The 19,453-nt window shown below is 41.9% G+C and carries 18 protein-coding genes; 14 read left to right on the forward strand and 4 right to left on the reverse strand.

Features of this window, described 5'->3' with window-relative positions; translation table 11 throughout:
• The first annotated feature begins 89 nt into the window (after positions 1-89).
• From I2H39_RS07170 to I2H39_RS07205, 9 genes are all read left to right on the forward strand, one after another.
• Positions 90-737: a hypothetical protein gene (locus I2H39_RS07170; RefSeq protein WP_195626132.1), complete on the forward strand. Its 648-nt coding sequence runs from the start codon at positions 90-92 to the stop codon at positions 735-737.
• A gap of 252 nt (positions 738-989) precedes the next feature.
• Complete coding sequence (locus I2H39_RS29095; RefSeq protein ID WP_227146815.1) at positions 990-1,328, forward strand: hypothetical protein; 339 nt, start codon at positions 990-992, stop codon at positions 1,326-1,328.
• 21 nt (positions 1,329-1,349) lie between these two features.
• Positions 1,350-1,946: a hypothetical protein gene (locus I2H39_RS29100; RefSeq protein WP_227146816.1), complete on the forward strand. Its 597-nt coding sequence runs from the start codon at positions 1,350-1,352 to the stop codon at positions 1,944-1,946.
• A 528-nt stretch (positions 1,947-2,474) separates the two neighbouring features.
• Complete coding sequence (locus I2H39_RS07180; RefSeq protein ID WP_195626133.1) at positions 2,475-2,981, forward strand: hypothetical protein; 507 nt, start codon at positions 2,475-2,477, stop codon at positions 2,979-2,981.
• A gap of 44 nt (positions 2,982-3,025) precedes the next feature.
• Positions 3,026-3,235 carry a hypothetical protein gene (locus I2H39_RS07185; RefSeq protein ID WP_138307643.1) on the forward strand — a complete coding sequence of 70 codons (210 nt, stop codon included), beginning with the start codon at positions 3,026-3,028 and terminating at the stop codon, positions 3,233-3,235.
• A gap of 207 nt (positions 3,236-3,442) precedes the next feature.
• On the forward strand, positions 3,443-4,267 hold the full coding sequence (locus I2H39_RS07190; RefSeq protein WP_195626134.1) for a choloylglycine hydrolase: 825 nt from the start codon (positions 3,443-3,445) through the stop codon (positions 4,265-4,267).
• Between the two features lie 80 nt (positions 4,268-4,347).
• Entirely contained in the window at positions 4,348-4,803 is a 456-nt protein-coding gene (locus I2H39_RS07195) for a GyrI-like domain-containing protein (protein ID WP_138307646.1), read from the forward strand.
• 98 nt (positions 4,804-4,901) lie between these two features.
• Positions 4,902-6,593, forward strand: coding sequence for a sensor histidine kinase (locus I2H39_RS07200; protein WP_207746773.1), 1,692 nt, complete (start codon positions 4,902-4,904; stop codon positions 6,591-6,593).
• Positions 6,594-6,613: 20 nt separating this feature from the next.
• Positions 6,614-7,279, forward strand: a complete 666-nt coding sequence (locus tag I2H39_RS07205) for a response regulator transcription factor (RefSeq protein ID WP_330640819.1) — start codon at positions 6,614-6,616, stop codon at positions 7,277-7,279.
• A 273-nt stretch (positions 7,280-7,552) separates the two neighbouring features.
• Here I2H39_RS07205 and I2H39_RS29105 read toward each other — a convergent pair whose 3' ends face one another.
• Positions 7,553-7,720 (reverse strand): hypothetical protein, encoded by a 168-nt coding sequence (locus tag I2H39_RS29105; protein WP_240305840.1) that lies wholly within the window; start codon positions 7,718-7,720, stop codon positions 7,553-7,555.
• Between the two features lie 110 nt (positions 7,721-7,830).
• On the opposite strand from I2H39_RS29105, the gene I2H39_RS29110 reads away from it, so the two are divergent.
• The gene (locus tag I2H39_RS29110; RefSeq protein ID WP_243281783.1) at positions 7,831-8,715 is read left to right on the forward strand and encodes a HAMP domain-containing sensor histidine kinase; all 885 of its coding nucleotides are present in this window, start codon (positions 7,831-7,833) and stop codon (positions 8,713-8,715) included.
• Between the two features lie 48 nt (positions 8,716-8,763).
• A complete protein-coding gene (locus I2H39_RS07215) occupies positions 8,764-9,510 on the forward strand; it encodes a hypothetical protein (protein WP_195626137.1) in 747 nt (248 codons plus the stop codon).
• A gap of 243 nt (positions 9,511-9,753) precedes the next feature.
• On the opposite strand, the gene I2H39_RS28820 is transcribed toward I2H39_RS07215, so the two are convergent.
• Together I2H39_RS28820 and I2H39_RS29120 are read right to left on the reverse strand one after the other, a co-directional pair.
• Positions 9,754-9,861 (reverse strand): helix-turn-helix transcriptional regulator, encoded by a 108-nt coding sequence (locus tag I2H39_RS28820; protein WP_207739884.1) that lies wholly within the window; start codon positions 9,859-9,861, stop codon positions 9,754-9,756.
• 596 nt (positions 9,862-10,457) lie between these two features.
• Complete coding sequence (locus I2H39_RS29120; RefSeq protein ID WP_243281784.1) at positions 10,458-11,666, reverse strand: GntR family transcriptional regulator; 1,209 nt, start codon at positions 11,664-11,666, stop codon at positions 10,458-10,460.
• Positions 11,667-11,901: 235 nt separating this feature from the next.
• Here I2H39_RS29120 and I2H39_RS07225 point away from each other — a divergent pair, with 235 nt between their 5' ends.
• Both I2H39_RS07225 and I2H39_RS07230 read left to right on the forward strand, forming a co-directional pair.
• A complete protein-coding gene (locus I2H39_RS07225) occupies positions 11,902-13,599 on the forward strand; it encodes a methyl-accepting chemotaxis protein (protein ID WP_138307657.1) in 1,698 nt (565 codons plus the stop codon).
• Positions 13,600-13,660: 61 nt separating this feature from the next.
• Positions 13,661-16,276 (forward strand): PAS domain-containing hybrid sensor histidine kinase/response regulator, encoded by a 2,616-nt coding sequence (locus tag I2H39_RS07230; RefSeq protein ID WP_227146838.1) that lies wholly within the window; start codon positions 13,661-13,663, stop codon positions 16,274-16,276.
• A 349-nt stretch (positions 16,277-16,625) separates the two neighbouring features.
• Here the strand turns inward: I2H39_RS07230 and I2H39_RS07235 are convergent, their stop codons facing one another.
• Complete coding sequence (locus I2H39_RS07235; protein WP_195626138.1) at positions 16,626-18,059, reverse strand: GntR family transcriptional regulator; 1,434 nt, start codon at positions 18,057-18,059, stop codon at positions 16,626-16,628.
• 823 nt (positions 18,060-18,882) lie between these two features.
• On the opposite strand from I2H39_RS07235, the gene I2H39_RS07240 reads away from it, so the two are divergent.
• Complete coding sequence (locus I2H39_RS07240; protein ID WP_243281785.1) at positions 18,883-19,449, forward strand: hypothetical protein; 567 nt, start codon at positions 18,883-18,885, stop codon at positions 19,447-19,449.
• Positions 19,450-19,453 lie beyond the last annotated feature (4 nt).

Consider the following 19,453-nt stretch of genomic DNA (forward strand, 5'->3'; position numbering starts at 1 on the left):
ATAGAAGCAAATACAGCCTGGGTGAAAAAAACTGTTTTACAGGGAATGAGCAGATTTCCAGGGCAGAGGATGAGGGGAGACTAAATTGTATGAGAGCGAGAGATAATGCACAGAACGGAGCAAAAAAGGGAGATAGAACTTCCAGAGAAAAATTGATCACAGCTATCGTGGCGCTGTTGGTCATTATAGGGGTAGGCACATATTCCAAGCTTCCCGTTTCAACAGGAGAGCCTTTTAAGATAGCAGCGGGGAATGCAGTTTTAGACCCACGAACCAGCCATGGCAAGGACTTTTTTGATAATGGGTTTGAGGTGAAGGAATTTAAGCCGATGGATCAGGGCGATGTCCTGGAACCGGACGACAAGATTGGAACGAAACAGGCAGTTGTTTCCTGCACGCTCAGTTTAGACGGCGTAAAGATGGGAACGGCAGTTTTCAGCCGGACATCGGATTATGGAACCGCTGCCGGGAAATGTTCCGTAAAAAGCATAACCATACATGCAAATAATGAAAACAAGGACATGGTTTATGTAGAAGGGATTGAGGAAGACGCGGTGCGGCTCTCCGAACTGACGATGGAACGCCTGACGGCTGCACTGGGCCAATATACAGATGCCACAGAGGGTCTGGGCAGCAATGATGTCATGGATTATACATGGAAGAGGAAGCATTATTCGTTGACCGTATCTTTTAATGCAGATGATACATTGGACGGAGTGAAGGTTGCGTATAAGTAAGCAGACAGTGGGGAGTTTTGTAATGAAAAGAATTGTGTGCTGCTTTTCTCAGTATTTTTCAGAAAGCTTTTCTACGGTTATATAATAGATGTTTTATAACAATCATTAATTGATAGTCTCACCTGTTATGAAATGATATCGTTAGGGTAATGAGCTGGAGCCCTGGGGGCGGCCGTCTACTGTATAATAAAGATGTATATTATACATAAAACAGCAGGAGCAAAATGCTTCTGCTAAGGGGGAGAAATCAAAATGAAACATAACAGATTAAAAAAGGCGGTATCCCTTGCGGCGGCGCTGACACTGTGCGCGGGGCTGCTTGCCGGCTGCCAGAGCAAGGGGCCGGAGGAGACCGCCACCGAATTCTTGACTGCCATGCAGTCTGAGGATTTTGCCAAGGCCAGCACCTATCTTGCGGAGAACAACCATCTCACCCGCGTGTTCACTGCTGTGGGTGGAGAGAGTGTCCCAGAGTTGGACGAGGTCTACCGCGCGTATGCTGAACGAATGGACGAGATGTCTTTTGAGATCTTGGGGGCTTCCGAAGCAGACTCCAACGTACTGAACGTCAGGGTTCAAAATCTGGACTAGGATGCCGCCATCCAGGAAGCCATGAACGCTGCCATTCAGTCTCAGGTCGCCGGTGATAGCGACACCTTTTCCAACTACGCCGGGTGGCTGGGCCAGGGCGTCCAGCAGGCAGTCATGGGTGACGCTGGGGAACGTGAACTGACTATGGGACAGAAAGATGGGATCGACGGGATTGAAAACATGGGGTTTATGAACCTGCTGACCGGCGGCTTTTATGACTACACCGACCTCACCATGTCCACCTGTACCCTCTCTGCTGAGGAGCAGGAGAGTGTATATTATATCGCGGCCCGCGGCGACATCGTGATTGGCTGCCTCATGATCGATTCCCTGTCCTTCGATACTGCTGCACTTTCCGAGGAGCAGCTCGCCCTGTTGATGGCGGAGACTGAGAAGAAGATGCGGGCAAAGGGCATCTATGACAGGCTCGAGGTCGGGGACGGTAAACTTACGACTTACACCGGCGTCGATTTAAACCAGGCCGAATCGGTGGACTTACTGGAGCTGGGCCTTATCGATGGCAGCCGTGGCTACAGAGAGTACCCCAGTCTGAGAAAAAACCTCCAGAACTTTGAAGACAGCGGTATGACTGTGGAAACCGTTCCGCAATATAAATAAAAACAAGGAAGCATACGAAACTTGCGATAGGAGGTTGGTTATGCTAATCGTTGTTGTTTTGCTGATGACTGCATATGAGGTTCTAATGGTTGAGGTCGTTAGATTAAATCAAGCTGGGCCTGAATGGGAAGTTCCTATTTCAATAGTAATGAAACTGGCATCACTTGAACCTATTCTAACAGTACTATTTTGTGCGAGTATTGTTTTGGTTTTTATTTTTCACAAAAGAATGTTGGTAAATCGAACCGGGTGTGTTTTACTATTTATACAACTAACTCTATGCATAATAGGAACAATATTCCTGTGTGCCACGAATGCATTTAAAGGCCAATTTTACAATCCCAGTTTGCTTGTTCAAAACGTATTTTATTGCGTCTATGCTGTAATAGCGATACTTTCCATTATCACATTGGTAATCATTGTGTTACGGAAATAAAAAACGCTGGCTAAGTAAGAAAATGGAAGTGATTCCTGTTAGTAATGAATAAGATTAAACGATATAGAATTTGGAGCAGGAGGAAGATTGCCATGTCGGCTAATTTAAGAAAATGGACGGGTGTTTTTTTGACGGTTGTCTGCTACTATCTCGTCCATGAGGGAGCCCATTTGATTACTGCACTTTGTATGGGAACATTTGAGCGTGTAAAGCTCGTTTTTCCTGGTGTACAGGTGGCAGCAGATATAGATGCTATGTCGGAACTGCAAGTTGCTGCTTTTTCTATCGCTGGCGGGCTGGCTACCTTCATTGTTGGCTATATGTTGATTTTTTTAACGGGGCGCATCCTGCAGTTAAAAAGCAAAGTTGCAAAAGCAGCATTTTATTATATTACATTGGGCATGCTCCTTTGTGATCCTATCTATCTGTCGGTGTTATGTGGTTCCTTTGACGGCGGTGATATGAATGGAATTGTCCTGTTCGGCGTACCAGAACTTGCTGCCAGAATTGTTTTTGGTGTGATTGGGGTTGTGAACTTGCGCATGTTTGTGAAGAATGTTTATCCGCTTTATAAAGCGGATTTTTCTAAGAACAGTTAATCAATCATTATGTGCACATTTGAATTTGTGAGGAGAAAAACTTGATGAGTAAATATGATGCTTTATGGAAATATGTACAGGATAATGGAAGCCAGACTTTCACATTGACTTTTGATGAAATTGCAAAAATAGCAGGGATAGCGATAGACCATTCCTTTTTGAAATACAAAAAGGAGCTTACGGAATATGGTTATCAAGTCGGAAAAATATCCATGAAAGAGCAAACGGTTATATTTAATAAAGTTGAGAGCTAAATTTCAGGTTGTCGAGGAGATAGTGCTTGAAAAATCCAAAAACCAAAGGTCAAAAAAGAAAACTAAATAGATTGTTAAATGATGAAGATGGATGTTATAAGTGTGAAATTTGGTTTTATGGCGAAATATAAGTAACGGCCGCATCCAAAGTAACATCGTTGGAATTGACAAGGAACTCATATTTATACATGAAAGGGAGGCTTCAATATGTGTACAAGTTTTGCAGTATACCATCAGGAAAAAGCTATTTATGGTATGAATTTCGATACGAATGAAATTGATTTAAAACTAAAAATCAATACTTCTAATGAAAGGAACCTGTTTTATTTTTCAGCCTTATTAAATAACAGATACAGAGATATCGCTTATTTTAATAGTGAGGGTCTTTTTATCTGCACTCAGGCAGTAGAATATGGTCCAGGTTTTAAATCAGGTTGTGACGAAAATGATTGGGGTGCCTTTGATATTTTTGATGAGGCACTAAAGAAAACAAGAAAATCATCTGAATTTTTTGAAATTCTTGGTAAAAGGGTAATCTCATATCCCAGAAATCCGTTATTCCCGGATTTAGGATTACATACTATGATTGCTGATAAAACTGGTGATGCGTTTATTCTGGAAGAAGGAAATGGTATCAATACAGTAAGCCCTATTCAGAATGATTTTATTATTATGACAAATTTTCCAAATGGAAAGTTTAAGGAAGTAAATTATAATGAAGTATCTGGTGTAGGTGCCGATAGATATATTTGTGCTTATGAATATATTCAAAATAATATCCGCAGCTTTGGAATAAACGAAGCCTTTGATATTTTAAGCAAAACCAGTCAGAAAAATACGCTGTGTTCCATCGTATATGAGCCATTAAAAAATGATATTTATATCAGCTTAAAAAAAGAATTAAGCAAAAGATGGAAAATTTCTATTAACGAAAAAACAATACAATCATTGGATGGATTTTTAAGCAATAATAAAATTCAATTTACAAATGATGAAATACTAGTGAATGATCTTATACGCTTATATAAGTGAAAAGGAGTTTATAACAAAAAATAAGCATTTCTCATAAGGAATTGTTTTTGAAAAATTGGAATATGCGGAGGAGGTATACAATGTTTAAGGTGATAAAGGAAGAATTTATTGTCATTGGCAAAGAGGGCTCAACATTAGATGGCGAAGGATTTATTCAGAAATTGTGGAATGATGCAAATAGTCATTTTAGTGAAGTAGCACATCTGGCGAAGAAAGACGCAAACGGGAGTATTGTGGGAATATGGGGTGCTATGTCTGATATTTCTCACTCATTTAAGCCCTGGGAAGATGGCTTTCGTAAAGGCTTATATCTGGCTGGAGTGGAATGTATTGATCATGCAGAAGCACCTGATGGATGGACAAAATGGACAATACCAAGTTATGAATATATAGTTGTTGAAAACCATAATGGAGTGTTTGAAGAAACCATTGGTCAAATGAATGAGGAGGGTATTTCTCTGGTCGGAGCAGTTCACGATTATACCGACCCAGCAACCGGAAAGGGCTATATGTATTTTCCGATAAGAGAAGTTTAATAAATCCCAGCTTGGCAGGTAGAAAAATTTAATGGAAAATGTTTTATTAATGTCTGTACTCCAGTGCAGAGGAAAGGAATGATAACATGGATACGCTTTTGATACAATCCGTCCCCCTTCTGGAGAAGTCCGAATCATCCGATATTCCGGAAACCACCGGCTCTCTGCTGGTGCCTGACCCGGATTCGGAATATGGCTATAAGGTGGAGGAGATGCCAGAATCCTATGGTACGACTTTGACGCAAGAGGAGTTTACTGAAGAATTTGGCTCCTATCATGCAATCAATAATGTGGCGCTCTCTAATTATATATCGTTCCTGCTTCCATTTACAGCAAGTATTTGTCTTGTATACCTGCTAAAACGGTTTCTGAAACCCAGACTGGAACGGTTTCACTGGGTGAATCATTTCCTGCTGGCGGTACTCTTTTTTACATTATTCAAGTATCGGTGGTGGATTCGGCTGCCGCGCGGTCTATACTATTTATTCCCTGTTATGGAAATGATTTTCTTACTGGCAGTTATCTGTCTTGTCTGCAAAGGGAAATTCAGCAAAAAGGTATATGCTGCGGTTACATTCGAGGCTGTTTTCGGATTGTGCCAGACACTTTACACCTATGGACAATTATTTTTTAAGGAGATCAGCAGTTACCTGGAGCTTCCCCAAAACTCAGAGATGCTTTGCCTGTATTCCTACATGAAAGATCCAGCTGCTTCCATAAATGCGTCAGAAATCGTAAACATTTATTTAGATTGGGAGAAATGTCTGATGCTGTTTGTTTCCTGCGCAGTGATAGTCCTCTCTGTCAGAAAACTGGCGCGTGCAGTAAATCAGAATACAGAAGGAATTCCCCGAAGCGAGTTGTATTTTTTGCTGACGCCGGCATTTGCAGCGATTGTCTATTCTATCTTTACAGGAGCAGCTTATTTCCTGGTGTGGAATTCCGTATTTGTTGACTGGGCAACATGGGACGACCCGCTTCAAAGCATGACGTTATATTTTATGATTCCGCTAATGGCGGTGGCCTCCCTCCTGTGTATCCTGTACGCTTATACAATTTATCAGAAGCTTGTCGTCTATGTGGAGGAAAAGCAACGGGCAGTAATCCTGGAAAACCAGGTGAATCAGATGCAGGGCCATATCAAAGAGATTGAAGAACTTTACACAGGTATCCGTTCCATGCGGCACGATATGCAGAATTGTCTCTTTGATATCAAGAGCTTACTGGCGGCGCAGGGAATTGACGTGGAGGAGAAAGACAGCGAATTGGCAGGCTATTTTTCCGGGATCGGTACCGCGCTGGACACATTGAATTATTCCATCCATACCGGCAATCCTGTGACGGACGTGGTGCTCAACGGGAAAGCCAGACGGGCAAAGGACCGGGGGATACAGTTTGACAGTGAATTCCGCTTCCCGAAAGATTTTGGTATCGATGCGTTTGACCTGAGCATCATTCTGAACAATAGTCTGGACAATGCCCTGGAGGCCTGTGAGATCTTGCTGGAGAAGGATTCAGAGGCCAGGACATATATAAAGATAAGCTCTTTCTGTAAAAATAACATGTTCTTAATGAATGTGGAAAATAGCTGCGATGGCGTTTTGCTCGAGGCGGAGAGCAGCGTAGGTCCACGTACCAGAAAAAAAGATACGGTTCAACATGGACTCGGGTTTCAGAATATTCTGCGATGCTCGGAAAAGTATTATGGAACTGCGAAATATGTATGCAGCGGGGAGACATTTCAGCTTAATGTTATGCTTCAGAAGGCCGAGGGAGCGAGCGTAGATTGAAATAATAAAGCCAGGGAGTGATGAGTTTGAAAATCCTGATTATAGAGGACGAAGAGATGATCGCAGATATCATATCACGAGGGCTGACCAGAGCGGGATATCAATGTGAATGTGTTTACGACGGAACTGACGCCGCCGGGCTTCTGGAAGAAAAGCGGTATGATTTAATTCTTCTTGATATTATGCTTCCCGGTGTGGTTGGCTATGAACTGATGGAGTATATAAAGAATTTAGGAATTCCTGTTATTTTTATTACGGCGAAGGCCCGTTTGGAGGACAAGATAAAGGGATTTAAGCTGGGCGCAGATGATTATATTACGAAACCGTTTGAACTGGCCGAACTGACAGCACGTGTGGAAGCTGTTTTAAAACGGTACTATAAAACGCAGTCCCGGATTTCGGTGGCAGGAATGGAAATTGATACGTTGTCGAGAACAGTTAAAAAAAACGGGCGGTTAGTGGAACTCACTGCAAAAGAATATGATTTGTTTCTGGTATTTTTAAGAAACCGTAATATTGCCCTTTACAGGGAACGTATTTATGAGGAGGTATGGGGAGGAGAATATGATCCGGACAGCCGGACGGTGGATATTCATGTACAGCGTCTGAAACGGAAGATGGGGTTAGAGGATTATATCATATCTGTAAGAGGGATTGGATACAGATTTGAGGTGTCAGAGACATGAAACTGTGGCAGAAGTTCTGTCTGTGGCCGCTTCTCTTTTTCTTATCTGTATACATGGGGACCGGTATTCTGCTGATTGAGAAGAATGCGCGGGAAGTGTTTCAAATTAATTTAACGCAGCTGCTGGAGGAGCAGAAAAGTATTTCAGAAGGATTAAACTGGTATCTTTACATCAGCAGTTTACGCGATTCCAGGAGAGGGATGGGAAAAGCGAACGCCTATATGAGAGAATATATGGAAAACCGCCCGTCCATTCAGGGAGTTTATTATGAGATTACAGATTATAGAAGAGTGGAACAGCCTGTGTACAGTAATCTGGATTTTGAACTTCCGGTGATGGAGATGCGGGATGTTGTCTATGCTCCTCAATATAAGGTTTTGAAATATAGAGAGAAATATTTTCTCCGTCTGACCAGTCTGTTTTCCGCTCAAGATAACTCATACAGGAATACCAGCTTTATGGATATTACAGTGTTTATCAGGAATCGCAGTCGGCAGTACCAGTACTTTTTTACCCTTTTTTTGCTGTCTATCATTGTTCTGTCCACCGGGATGTACGGTATATCCAGACATTTAACAAAATCAATCCGCCTTTTGACAGATTCAGTCAGAAAAATGGGCAATAGCAATTTTACAGGTCATGTAGCGGTTCAGGGAAAGGATGAGATCAGTGAACTGGCAGAACGTTATAATGAGATGGCGCGGGTCATTGAGGATAAAATAACAGAGCTCCAACAGACGGCAGAGGAACAGAGGCGTTTTATAGACAATTTTTCTCATGAACTGAGGACACCGCTCACAGCCATTGTTGGCTATGCGGATTTACTGCGGTTCTCGGATAATGATGGGGCAGACACACAGGAATTGGCAGAGCGAATTTTCAGGCAGGGAAAGCGGATTGAAAAATTATCGGAGATGATGCTCCAGCTCGTATTTCTGGAACGCCACAATTTTAAGTTGATACCTTTTGATTTGAGGGAGGTGCTGTTGGAGGCAGAAGCTGTGTTAAAACCATCCATAAAGCGGGCACGGATGAGACTGGTATTTGATACACCAGATGAGCCGGTTTATGTGGCGGGGGAGAAAGATCTCCTTTTAAATCTCATCGGGAATTTGGCAGATAATGCAAGGAAAGCTTCCATGTCCGGTGATACAATACGAATTTCCACATGGAAAGAAGAAAATCGTGTGGTGTTGGAGGTTGAAGACGAAGGAACAGGAATACCCGAGGAGGAACAGTCGAAGATTTTTGAGACTTTTTATATGGTGGATAAGGTAAGAAGCAGGAGGAATAATGGGGTAGGGCTTGGACTCTCCATCTGCGCGGATATTGTAAAAGTCCACCATGCTGAAATTATGCTGGAAAGCAGAGAAAATAAGGGAACTAAAGTTAAAATCCTTTTTCCATGTTACAAACATGAAACAATTCCCGGATAAAATAGCGCCATACCAAATAAATGGTTGAAAGAGAAAAGGAGATTGACTATGAGAAGAGAGAAAAAAATGATAGGCGTATTTTGTGCGGGAGTTCTTGTATTCAGTATGTCGGGCTGTGGGACCGTTTCTGCTCAGACACCTCAAACGCAGCAAGTGAATAACGTTACGTCAGAGCAGAATTCGAATGAGGAAGCCAGAAACAGGGAGGAAACCGGTCAAGTGAAATCAGATGATGTTTTTATTGCTTCGGCAAAGGAGGCGTTGAGTAAATATTTCGACGTCAATCTGGCAGATACAACCGGATATTCTGTTGATGTGCAGCATATGGAGGCACTGCCAGAATACGATGTAGAGCAGCAGGTAGCGGTAACTTTCCTTCCAGATGAACTTAATATGGGGACAGTTGACGAAACTACAGTGATTGACATGGAGAATATTGCTACAAAACCTATGTACGATGTGTCCTTTACAGAAGAGGGAACCGTAAAAGGTATCCATCTAAGTTATACGGACTGGAAAAACAGCGAGAAGCCGGTTACAGTTGAATTGGCAAAGGAACTTGCAAAGGAATTTGTGATTTCCCATGGGCTGGCAGAGGAAGGCAGCTTAAACATTTTGGGTGGTTCAGCTACCTCGGCCGATACGATAACGGTAGTAATCAGGCACAAGGAAGGACGTGCTCTGGTGATTGGGGTAGATTCTCAGGCGGGAAGAGTAAGGTTTTTTGAAGATATGCTTGAAAAGGCAGCAGTTAAGTCGGTTACGCCGTTAGAGGAAGGAAAAGGTTTAGGCTGATTATCATAGGTATAAAAGAAGGGATGTTAGTATCTCAGTATTATAATTAAGGGAAAATAGCAAACAATAATCAGGTAGAGAAGGTGATTTAAACGATCTTCTCTACCTTGATTTGCTACTTGATTGGCTCCTGCTATTAAGATAAGTTATTTTAAATCAAGCATTGTCTGCATTGTGGAAAGTATAATGTTTTTATCTCTGTCACTTAAAAGATGAAACAAACGGGTAAATTGTTGTTCACTTTCAACGAGCAGTTACCCCAATATGTTTAGCTAGCTGTTCTTGTGTCATTTCTAGTTTTTGGCGTGCTTCTTTTATAAGAGGACCGATATATTTAAATTGTTTTTCCATCACTGATAGAATAACCGCTCCTCTACCTCCAGCTCATCCAGCGCTTAACCGATATGTATTCAGCAGGCGGATTGTCTGCGGAGAGTGCGCAACAAACTTCCGCAGGCAGAAAATATACATTGGAAAGCCGTATGAGAAGATTCAGTGGTGCTGCTATCAGCATATCAAGGACAGCAAAAAATGCAGTCAAAAAGCGGTTCGAGAGGATTTAATCCAGGCCGCCTTCGTCCGCCTTTGGAACCGCCTGTCCAGCAACTACGAAGAGATACTGATTCCCATGCTGGCCGCCTTAAAAGCGATTCAGACTAATCCGGAGCAGGAGCGGGAAATCGAACAAATCGAAAATCAAATACAGGGAATTAAAATGCAGAGTCATATGCTGAGTAAGGTACTTACAGAGGGAGGCATAGGCTCTGCTATTTTTATAGAAAAACAAAACCGGCTGGGTGAGCAGTTGGAAAACGCCAGGAAGAGGCTGCGGCAGCTGCAAAATCAAAAAGCCTTTGAAAAGGAAATTTCCCAGACAGAGTATTTAGTGACCATACTCCGCAAGCGGCCAACAATTCTGGACGTCTATGATGAAGAATTTAAGAATTTTACGGCATCCTGGTATCAACGCCTTTCTTCAACAAAAAAGCTCTATACCACAGCCTCTGTTCCTCAAAAAATTCACTCCATCCCACAAGTATCCCTTCTCTATCCATACATTCGGCACATTGAATCGTCTGGAGAATCCGAGTGGAGTATAATCGTTTGTAATTGTCTCCCTTCATTTTTAAAAGTATGAAGGGATATCCAGTGGCGAGGCATTCCGCCAGTTTACAGTAACATTCGCAGACTATGGTACATGGACAATGCTTTGTTATGAATGTTAAAAAAACATCCACAATAAGATAGTCCTTTTTCTCTTTATAGATTTGATTCAAAGTCTGGAGAAATTCGTATAATGCTTCTTCAGAAACCTGTTCAAAGGTAAAACGGCTAACGTTACTAACTGTCAATGACAGAAACTGGAGACTTTCTAAAAGGCGTTTCAGACCAAACTGAACAGAAACTCGGCTTATATCCACATTTTCATGTCCAAGGCATACCTGTGTTCCCCTCCCCTGATAGGACTTTACTACACCAAAGTCAGACAGAGAGGCCAGGGTACGGCGTATGGTGATGAGTGGGATTTGGTAACGTTTTACCATCTGGCTTAGGGAGGGAAGAAAGCTTCCAACGGGATAGGCTCCATACAAAATTTCCAATATAATCTTCGCTCCCAATGTATAACGGATTTGAGAATGTCTGGGGTAAAAATCCCATTCAAATGGAATCTGGGTAAACTCACCTTCCAGAAATTGTGCGGAGAGCGTTTGGATGATTTTAAGGATATATGCAAAAGCATCTATGTAAACTGTTCCCAATTTATTGGTAAGATAGGCTCCAACTTCATCTTTTGTGAGCGTATCAACCGTTTCTATTATTCCTTTCATAATGTCATGCTCACTGCGCAGATATGGTATACGGGCATGGAAGTTTATTTTTCGGTAGAATGTAAGAATTAAATCATTATAAAGGGAGGATAAGGCGGCCGTGTACAGCCGTATCGAAAGGGACATTCCGTCAAAGTCAATGTTTTTAATTTCACTCCATTGTTTCTCCCAGGTTGCTTCATCCCATTGCTTTATGCCGGCCTCCAGTAAAGGACACAAAAGTAACGGATTCATCTGTCTCATGTCCAGAATGCCGTCCCTATAGGTTGACAGATGAACAGCGATATTGCGCAGATAATCATCGGCGGTAGCCATGTAGGTTACCATAGCTGCTTTTGGAGCCTCAATTTTAATGTAGTTCTTGTCCTCCAGGAGTGCCAGCGCTTTCCTGACAGTCGGTATGGACAGATGGAAATAGGCGCTTATGTTCTACTGTTTTGATAATACCCATAAAAAATAAATGAATTGCGAATATAGACGTATTATGGTAGACTACAGTTAGCACATGAGCAGAGTTAAAGGGCCGAGGCAGGAATGATGGGGAACACAATGGAGGGGTAGCATGAAAAGGTTTACTATAGGTAGGAAACTGTTTGTTTCATTTGCAACGATTCTGATGTTGATGATTATTGGTTTTTGTATCAGCATCATAAGTTTAGTTAATCTGAATTCAAAAATAAAAGCCTTTTATGATGGACCATTTATTGTTAATGAAAGTGCCAACAAAATCCACTCAAATTTTGAAAGAATGCAGAAGGCAACCTACCGTGCCATTGTAAATACAGATGAGGAGATAATTGGGGAGGCAACTGCCAATGCCTTTGATTCGGCAAGTATAATCAGGGACGAACTTCCAATCGTTAAAGAACATTTTTTGGGAGATTCACAAATTGTAGTACGGCTGGAAGACTGCCTGGCCAGGCTTGCGCCAATGCGGGAACATGTTCTCTCATTGGCGAAGGAAAATAAAAATGAAGAAGCGGCAGCTTTTATGGAAAGCAACAATATCCTGGTAATCCAAGAGGCTCAAAAGGAATTGGATGGGCTGATTGTAAGCGGCAACAGAACAGGACTGCAGTTGATGACACAACTGCAGGAACGGCAGGCCAGTGCTGTTACGATGCTGGTAATTTTGGGATGTGTGAGCGTAATCATTAGCATTGGTTTCTGTGTGTATATTACCAGGGGAATCTCGGCAGGGATAGTGGAATTGGAACAGGCAGCGCAGAACATAGCGGCCGGACAGCTTTCAACTACCCGAATTACCTTTCAGTCCGGAGATGAGATGGGAAAATTGGCCGATGATATGCGGAGTATGATTGCCGTACTTACAGCGGTAATCCAGGATGAGACATATCTGTTAAATGAAATGGCAGAGGGGAACTTTGATATCCATAGCCGGGCAAAAGACAGCTACGTGGGTGAGTTGGATTCCGTGCGGTCTTCTCTGGTCAGGATTATAAATAATTTAAAAGATACCTTATTACAAATTAATCAGTCTACTCTGCAAGTGGCAGCGGGGTCGGAACAGGTATCATCCGGAGCACAGATTCAGGCCCAGGGGGCGACAGAGCAGGCTGCCTCTATAGAATTATTGTCAAGTGCAATCAGCGACATATCGGAACAGGTAGAGCACAATGTGAAGAATGCCCAAGCAGTGAATGAACAAACAAAGACAGTGCAGATGGATGCGGAAGACAGCCGCAGACAGATGCAGGATATGCTGGCAGCAATGGCAGAAATACGCCACAGTTCACAATCAATCGGACGAATCATTAAGACCATTGAGGACATCGCTTTTCAGACCAATATCCTTGCTTTAAATGCGGGGATAGAGGCTGCCCGGGCAGGGAATATGGGAAGCGGTTTCGCGGTTGTGGCGAATGAAGTACGTAATCTGGCAAACAAATCATCTGAGGCATCCAAAAGCACGGCTGATTTGATAAAAAAGTCCCTGGAAAAAGTAGAACAGGGTGACCGGATTGCAGACCGCACGGCAGAAGCGCTGATGGACGTAGTAAATGGAGTGGAGGATATAACGAAGTCGATTCATTCCATAACGGAAGCTTCTGTTAGGCAGGAACTATCGGTACGACAAATTACGCAGGAAATAAGCCGCATATCAGGTGTGATTCAGTCCAGTTCCGCTACGGCGGAGGAAATTGCGGCTGCCAGCGAGGAATTATCTTATCAGGCTCAGGTATTAAGCAGAATGGCTAGCCGTTTCCGGCTGGGAAAAAATGTGGAAGAGGGCAATTAGAGTTCCTGATGTTTAAGAAATTTTTTCAGGTATTCATTTTATGGCAAGAGGAGTCAGCGTCATGAATGTTCAAAAAAAGAATAAGAGTGTAAAAGATATTGGATTGGCCCTGGTCTGTGTGTGTGCAATCGGCTTATCAATCTTCAGCATTTTTTCCACTTATCAATTACGTAAAACAGCCACAATGATTTATGAGCACCCCTATACAGTTTCCAACGAATCCAGGGCCATGAGGTCGCGGCTTCTGGACATGAAGGGTTTTTTGCTGAATTTAGTTGCGGATCCGGAATCCGATATAGTCGAGGTAGGGCAGACACTGAATAACCGGTACGACATGCAGTATGCTTCTATTAAAATTATTACCAGCCAATACCTCGGACCGGTTGAAGATACCGAACAGCTGTTATCGGCCATGCAGGATTTGGAACATACGCAGAGTGAGGCATTACCAATCATTGTCCCCATGGGCAGAGAAGAAACTGCTCAATATGTGTCGGAATATTTATATCCTAAATATAATGCGGTAGGGGAGGCTCTGGATACCATTATTTCTTTTGCAGACAGTAAAATTCGAAATTTGGAGCAGAATGCGGCGGATACATCTGCGATTGCTATCATTTCATCAGTGGTGCTTACAACTTTTCTTCCTGCCTTCTTTCTGTTTGTATTTTGGCAGGAACGTAGAAATATCAGAGAGATTCAATACAGGGAACATTTATTTGATATCCTCTCCTCTAATGTGGATGAGGTTTTTCTGATTTATAATCAGGAGAAAGACGTATTGGAGTATGTCAGCGCTAACTGTGAGCATATTCTTGGAATAAAAGATTCCGCCATCATGGAGAAGGCGGAGTTGCTGATGCACCTGGTTATCGAAGAAGACCAGGATGCTTTTGCAGAGTTTATCCGGCGTACAGATACGGAGGACAGCAAGAGCATAGATTTACGGATGTACCTTACAACAGAACAAATACGATGGGTTAAGATTCGGTGCTATCCTGAGATTGCAGGGGGAAAGATAACACGCTATATTGTATCCATTTCTGACCAGACAGAGGAAATACAGAGAGAGCAGGCCCTCAGGGATGCACTGGTTAATGCGCAGAATGCGAACGCGGCTAAGCAGAACTTTCTTTCCCGTATGAGCCATGAAATCCGTACGCCCATGAATGCAATAATTGGTATGACAACCATCGCCGGAGCTTATATAGAAGATCGCAAACGAGTGGAAGATTGCCTGAAAAAAATTGCCTATTCTTCCAAGCATTTGATGACACTCATCAATGATGTTTTGGACATGTCAAAAATTGATGAGGGAAAGATGACCATTGCCTGCGAAAGTTTTAATTTGGAGAGCGTGGCCGAATCTCTCACCTCCATTTTCTATCCTCAGGCGACTGAGAAAGATATTAATTTTTCCATGAACTTGATTTATCTTACCGATACGGTATTGATTGGTGATTCGTTGCGTCTGAACCAGGTTTTGATTAATCTCCTTTCCAACGCTATCAAATTTACACCGGCCAACGGTACTGTCCGTCTGGAAATACGCCAGATACAAAAGAAGGACCAACGGGTACGCCTTCGCTTTATGATAACAGATACCGGAATTGGTATGAGTGAGGAATTTTTGAACAGAATTTTTCTGCCTTTTGAGCAGGAAAATGTATCTACAAGCCGGAAATATGGTGGCACAGGTTTGGGATTGTCTATTACTAAGAATCTGGTCACCTTAATGGGCGGTACTATAGCGGTAAAAAGTGAATTGGAAAAGGGTACTACCTTCACTGTAGAATTAGACTTTGATGTAGATAGAACAAGCGAAAATGCTTTTACCTGCAATCATCAGGAATTAAAAGCACTCAAGGTTCTTGTGTCCGATGATGACCAGGACTGCTGTATCCATACCGCGCTATTGCTGAAGAATCTGGGGATTCTGTCACACTGGGTGCAGACAGGGGCTGAATGTGTGGAAGAGGTTTTATCTGCCCATAGAATCGGAGAAGTATACGATGTGTGCCTCATCGACTGGAAGATGCCGGACATGGATGGGATAGAAGTAACCCGGAGGATTCGGGAGTTCGTGGGTCCAGATACCACGATTATTATTATGACCGCCTATGACTGGACCTCTATAGAACAAAACGCACGGGAAGCAGGTGCTAATGCATTTTTATCTAAGCCTATTTTTGCCTCAACTTTGTACAATATGCTTCTCACAGTGACTGGTATCGAACGTGCGACTGAAAATATCGGGAGCAAAAGAAAGAGCGATATTTTGGAAGGACACCATGTGTTACTGGTAGAGGATAATGAAATCAATCAGGAAATAGCGGTGGAGTTGCTCAAAATGGTTGGGTTAGAGATCGATTGTGTTTGTAATGGGCAAGAAGCGCTGGATTTATTCCTCAGGAAAGGGGAGACTTATGATTTAATACTGATGGATATGCAGATGCCGGTTATGGACGGTTATCAGGCGGCAAGGGCAATTCGCCAGTCCAGCCATCCGTTAGCAAAGACGATTCCGATTATCGCCATGACAGCTGATGCCTTCCATGAGGATATTGTGAAGGCGGGTGAGGCTGGAATGAATGGGCACTTGGCAAAACCGATAGACCCAGCTCGCCTGTACCAGATGATTGAATCGTTTATCGTTGTGCCGGTACCGAGTACATAGTAGAGTCAGTTGGGGCAAAAGATACGAGCTCATGAAAGGGTCAAAGTTGAAGCGGGTTTAGATTTAATTAAATATTCTTGACCATATTTACTATCAGCAGAATGATTTCTGTGTTTAGAGTAGGCCTGGACCGCTGATTCTATTCAAGTTACAGTATATAGTCCGTACCGATACTTCAAATTTTTTGTTAATTCGAATAACATGTCTTTTCAGGATACAGTACACTATTTTAGAGAATCTGCTTTTCAAACCATCAACGCTGATGCCATTATAGCACATAAACCTTAACATTTATTGTCAGGGTTTATGTGCTTTTTTAATACACTTAACTATTCAAAGCCGTTATTTTTTACAATTCCCTTATCTTTTGTGTCACTAATAAAGTACTGTAATATCGTTCCTGTTCTTCAAAAAAAGTTCCCCATTGTTCAATCATTCCGTCGATATCCTGGCATTCTATACGTTTGATAACCTTAAGCACCATATTAGGATACATCTGCCTATAGTCTTCCGCTCTCCAATGCTGAAGGGAAAAGGGGAAACCAACCGCCAGGCATTTTCCTAGTTTATGGTAACAATGGCTGACTGCGGCCGCTGGGCAATATTTTGTAATGAAAGTCAGAAAGGCGTCAGTTATCATATAATCCATCTCTTTTTCATGTATCTGGTTTAAGGTCTGACTAAACGCAAGAAATGTGTTTGCACTAATTTCGCGAAATGTGTATCGACAGACTGAACGAATTGTCAAGGCGAGAAATTGGATACTCTCTAAAAAATATTTTAGGGCAATATGGACATTATCATGAGATAAATTCATTTCTCCCTGTCCAAGACAAACTTGCGTTCCTTTTCCATGATAGGATTTCACCACACCAAAATCTGCTAAGAAGACCAGCGTACGCCGTATGGTAATTAAAGATACCCTGTAATATTTTGCCATCTGGGGAAGGGATGGAAGATAACTTCCCACCGGATAGCGTCCGCTCAAAATTTCCTGAATAATCTGCGCCCCTAGCGAATAACGAATTTGAGAACGCTTGTGATAAAATTTCCACTCAAAGGGTATCTGCTCAACCTCATCTTGGGAAGCTTTCGTTTTTATTATCTGCCTTGTCAAAACCAAATAGGTATTCGCATGTTCATAAGCCAGCCCCAATTCCTCACAAAGATATGCTGCAATTTTTTCTTTGGGAAGTATGTCTATTTTCTTAATCATTTCTTCCATGATTTCATTCCTGTTTATTTCTTTCATAATCTCATGTTCACTGTGTAGATAGGGAACACGCGTGTAGCGGTTTACTTCCCAGAAAAAATTAAGAATCAAATCATTTTTTAATGAGGACAGCGCGGCTATATACAACCGTATGGAAAAAGACAATTCATCAGAATTATTATTTTTGATTTCCTGCCAAAATGTATTCCAGGCCTCTTTATCCCATCGGCTGATGCCCGCTTCTAATAAAGGACCAAAAATCAAAAAATTTACTTGTTTAATATCTGATAGCCCTTCTTTCCGGGCTTGTAAATAATCAGAAATATTTTGAATAAGATTATCCTGAGACGCTTTATAGATAACCTTGGCGGCCTTAGGGGCCATATTTTTTATATATCTGTCTTTTTCCAGAAGTGTAAGCGCTGTTCTGACGGTTGGTATGGAAAGTTGAAATAATTCACTGATTTTTGATATGGTGGGAAAGGTATCACCAAATTTGTAATATCCAAAGAGAATTCTGGTAACGTAGTAATCGTAAATAATCTGATATAATTTATTTTTAGGCTCCATTTAGCTACCTCCTAGTTCCATTTTAACATAAATAACATGTACATTCCATTACTTTCACCCTATGCCGGAATTGTACAATAAAGGAATGGATAGAGGGGATTAATAGATTATTAAAAGAAGAAGGTATCTTAATAGGTGACTCAAAGTTTCATTGGGGTATGAGTCTTTGAACACGAAGGGCTTACAAACTTACTATTTACTTTTGATGGTGTGTGCATAGATGTAGGAAGACTTGCTATGTGTCGAATACGGACACGTACGCAGTTTGGCAGTACATGGCTGTCAGATGATGTCGAGAATCAAATTTATATCTGTGCGGCCATCTGCGGACATATATCATGATACACTCTATCAGGCCACTGGGAATCAATTTTGTGATTCTTTTTTTACTTTATAGGAAAGTGCCTGTTTTGATTTTAGAAAATATAAGTCGATTTTATAAATAGCTGTTCGCCACACATCATAAAGCTGGTTCTCTTCCTTTCTGGTGCGCGTTATAACAGTTCATATATCCCCACATTCTACCAGAGAACCAAGACTCTGTTATATTCTGGAATCAAGGTGCAGGCTAAGCCGGGTCAGGCTGGCTACAGGGAAGTTGTATATATGGATACTGATTCCTTGGATAACTATTTAAGTTATGGTTTGATGAACGGAATATTGGATTTTAAAGATAATCTGCCTGAAGCCTGTAAGTATGTGGAGGATGGACTTTCAAAAACTTACTGTATAATCCTATGAAGATATGCTATAATTTCTATATCCGATGTTGAAAATACTACCGAAAGGAAGATAAGTGATGACCGTAAAAAGATGGATAGCTATGATTACATTTTCAATGCTCTTTTCAAGTGTTTTAATACGGGAAGCAGCAGCCGGTACATGGAAACAAGGAATCAATGGGGATTTGTCTGCATGGTGGTATGATAATGGAGATGGAACATTTCCGTTATCCACATGGATGTGGATTGACGGTAATGGGGATGGGATTGCCGAGTGTTATTATTTTGATGATACAGGACGTATGCTGAGCGATACACTTACCCCTGATGGTTATACGGTTGATGAAAACGGCGCATGGAAGCTGGGATTTGTGCGCCGGAAGTATGTGTTGAATTCATATCAGGAAGAGATTTTTAAAGATGCAGCTGAGGGACTTCTAAACCTATATGAAGATCAGTTTAATGTTCCATCTTTTACATATAAGCAGCTTAGGGATTTAATGTATGAAGACAGACAGAGTTTGATGAATTCCCTTCTGGCTGCGGATACAGAGAAGCATCTGAAGAATTCTTATACAACTACAATGTTCGTTCCGTTGCGTATAGAAGATGGAATTGGATATTATGACCGTGAAAAAGTACAGTTTACAAGGGACTACACAGGGTAGGTAT

The sequence above is a fragment of the Clostridium sp. 1001283B150225_161107_B6 genome, from assembly GCF_015556325.1.
In the GTDB taxonomy this organism is placed as follows: domain Bacteria; phylum Bacillota; class Clostridia; order Lachnospirales; family Lachnospiraceae; genus Enterocloster.

Bases quoted from the DNA above. Each gene is read 5' to 3' on its own strand.
- I2H39_RS07195 (WP_138307646.1), top strand. From the start codon at position 4,348: ATGTTTAAGGTGATAAAGGAAGAATTTATTGTCATTGGCAAAGAGGGC.
- I2H39_RS29095 (WP_227146815.1), top strand. From the start codon at position 990: ATGAAACATAACAGATTAAAAAAGGCGGTATCCCTTGCGGCGGCGCTG.
- I2H39_RS28820 (WP_207739884.1), bottom strand. From the start codon at position 9,861: ATGGAAAAACAATTTAAATATATCGGTCCTCTTATAAAAGAAGCACGC.
- I2H39_RS07170 (WP_195626132.1), top strand. From the start codon at position 90: ATGAGAGCGAGAGATAATGCACAGAACGGAGCAAAAAAGGGAGATAGA.
- I2H39_RS29110 (WP_243281783.1), top strand. From the start codon at position 7,831: ATGTACGGTATATCCAGACATTTAACAAAATCAATCCGCCTTTTGACA.
- I2H39_RS07225 (WP_138307657.1), top strand. From the start codon at position 11,902: ATGAAAAGGTTTACTATAGGTAGGAAACTGTTTGTTTCATTTGCAACG.
- I2H39_RS07185 (WP_138307643.1), top strand. From the start codon at position 3,026: ATGAGTAAATATGATGCTTTATGGAAATATGTACAGGATAATGGAAGC.
- I2H39_RS29100 (WP_227146816.1), top strand. From the start codon at position 1,350: ATGAACGCTGCCATTCAGTCTCAGGTCGCCGGTGATAGCGACACCTTT.
- I2H39_RS07240 (WP_243281785.1), top strand. From the start codon at position 18,883: ATGATTACATTTTCAATGCTCTTTTCAAGTGTTTTAATACGGGAAGCA.
- I2H39_RS07230 (WP_227146838.1), top strand. From the start codon at position 13,661: ATGAATGTTCAAAAAAAGAATAAGAGTGTAAAAGATATTGGATTGGCC.
- I2H39_RS29120 (WP_243281784.1), bottom strand. From the start codon at position 11,666: ATGGTAACCTACATGGCTACCGCCGATGATTATCTGCGCAATATCGCT.
- I2H39_RS29105 (WP_240305840.1), bottom strand. From the start codon at position 7,720: ATGAGTTATCTTGAGCGGAAAACAGACTGGTCAGACGGAGAAAATATT.
- I2H39_RS07180 (WP_195626133.1), top strand. From the start codon at position 2,475: ATGTCGGCTAATTTAAGAAAATGGACGGGTGTTTTTTTGACGGTTGTC.
- I2H39_RS07190 (WP_195626134.1), top strand. From the start codon at position 3,443: ATGTGTACAAGTTTTGCAGTATACCATCAGGAAAAAGCTATTTATGGT.
- I2H39_RS07235 (WP_195626138.1), bottom strand. From the start codon at position 18,059: ATGGAGCCTAAAAATAAATTATATCAGATTATTTACGATTACTACGTT.
- I2H39_RS07205 (WP_330640819.1), top strand. From the start codon at position 6,614: ATGAGTTTGAAAATCCTGATTATAGAGGACGAAGAGATGATCGCAGAT.
- I2H39_RS07215 (WP_195626137.1), top strand. From the start codon at position 8,764: ATGAGAAGAGAGAAAAAAATGATAGGCGTATTTTGTGCGGGAGTTCTT.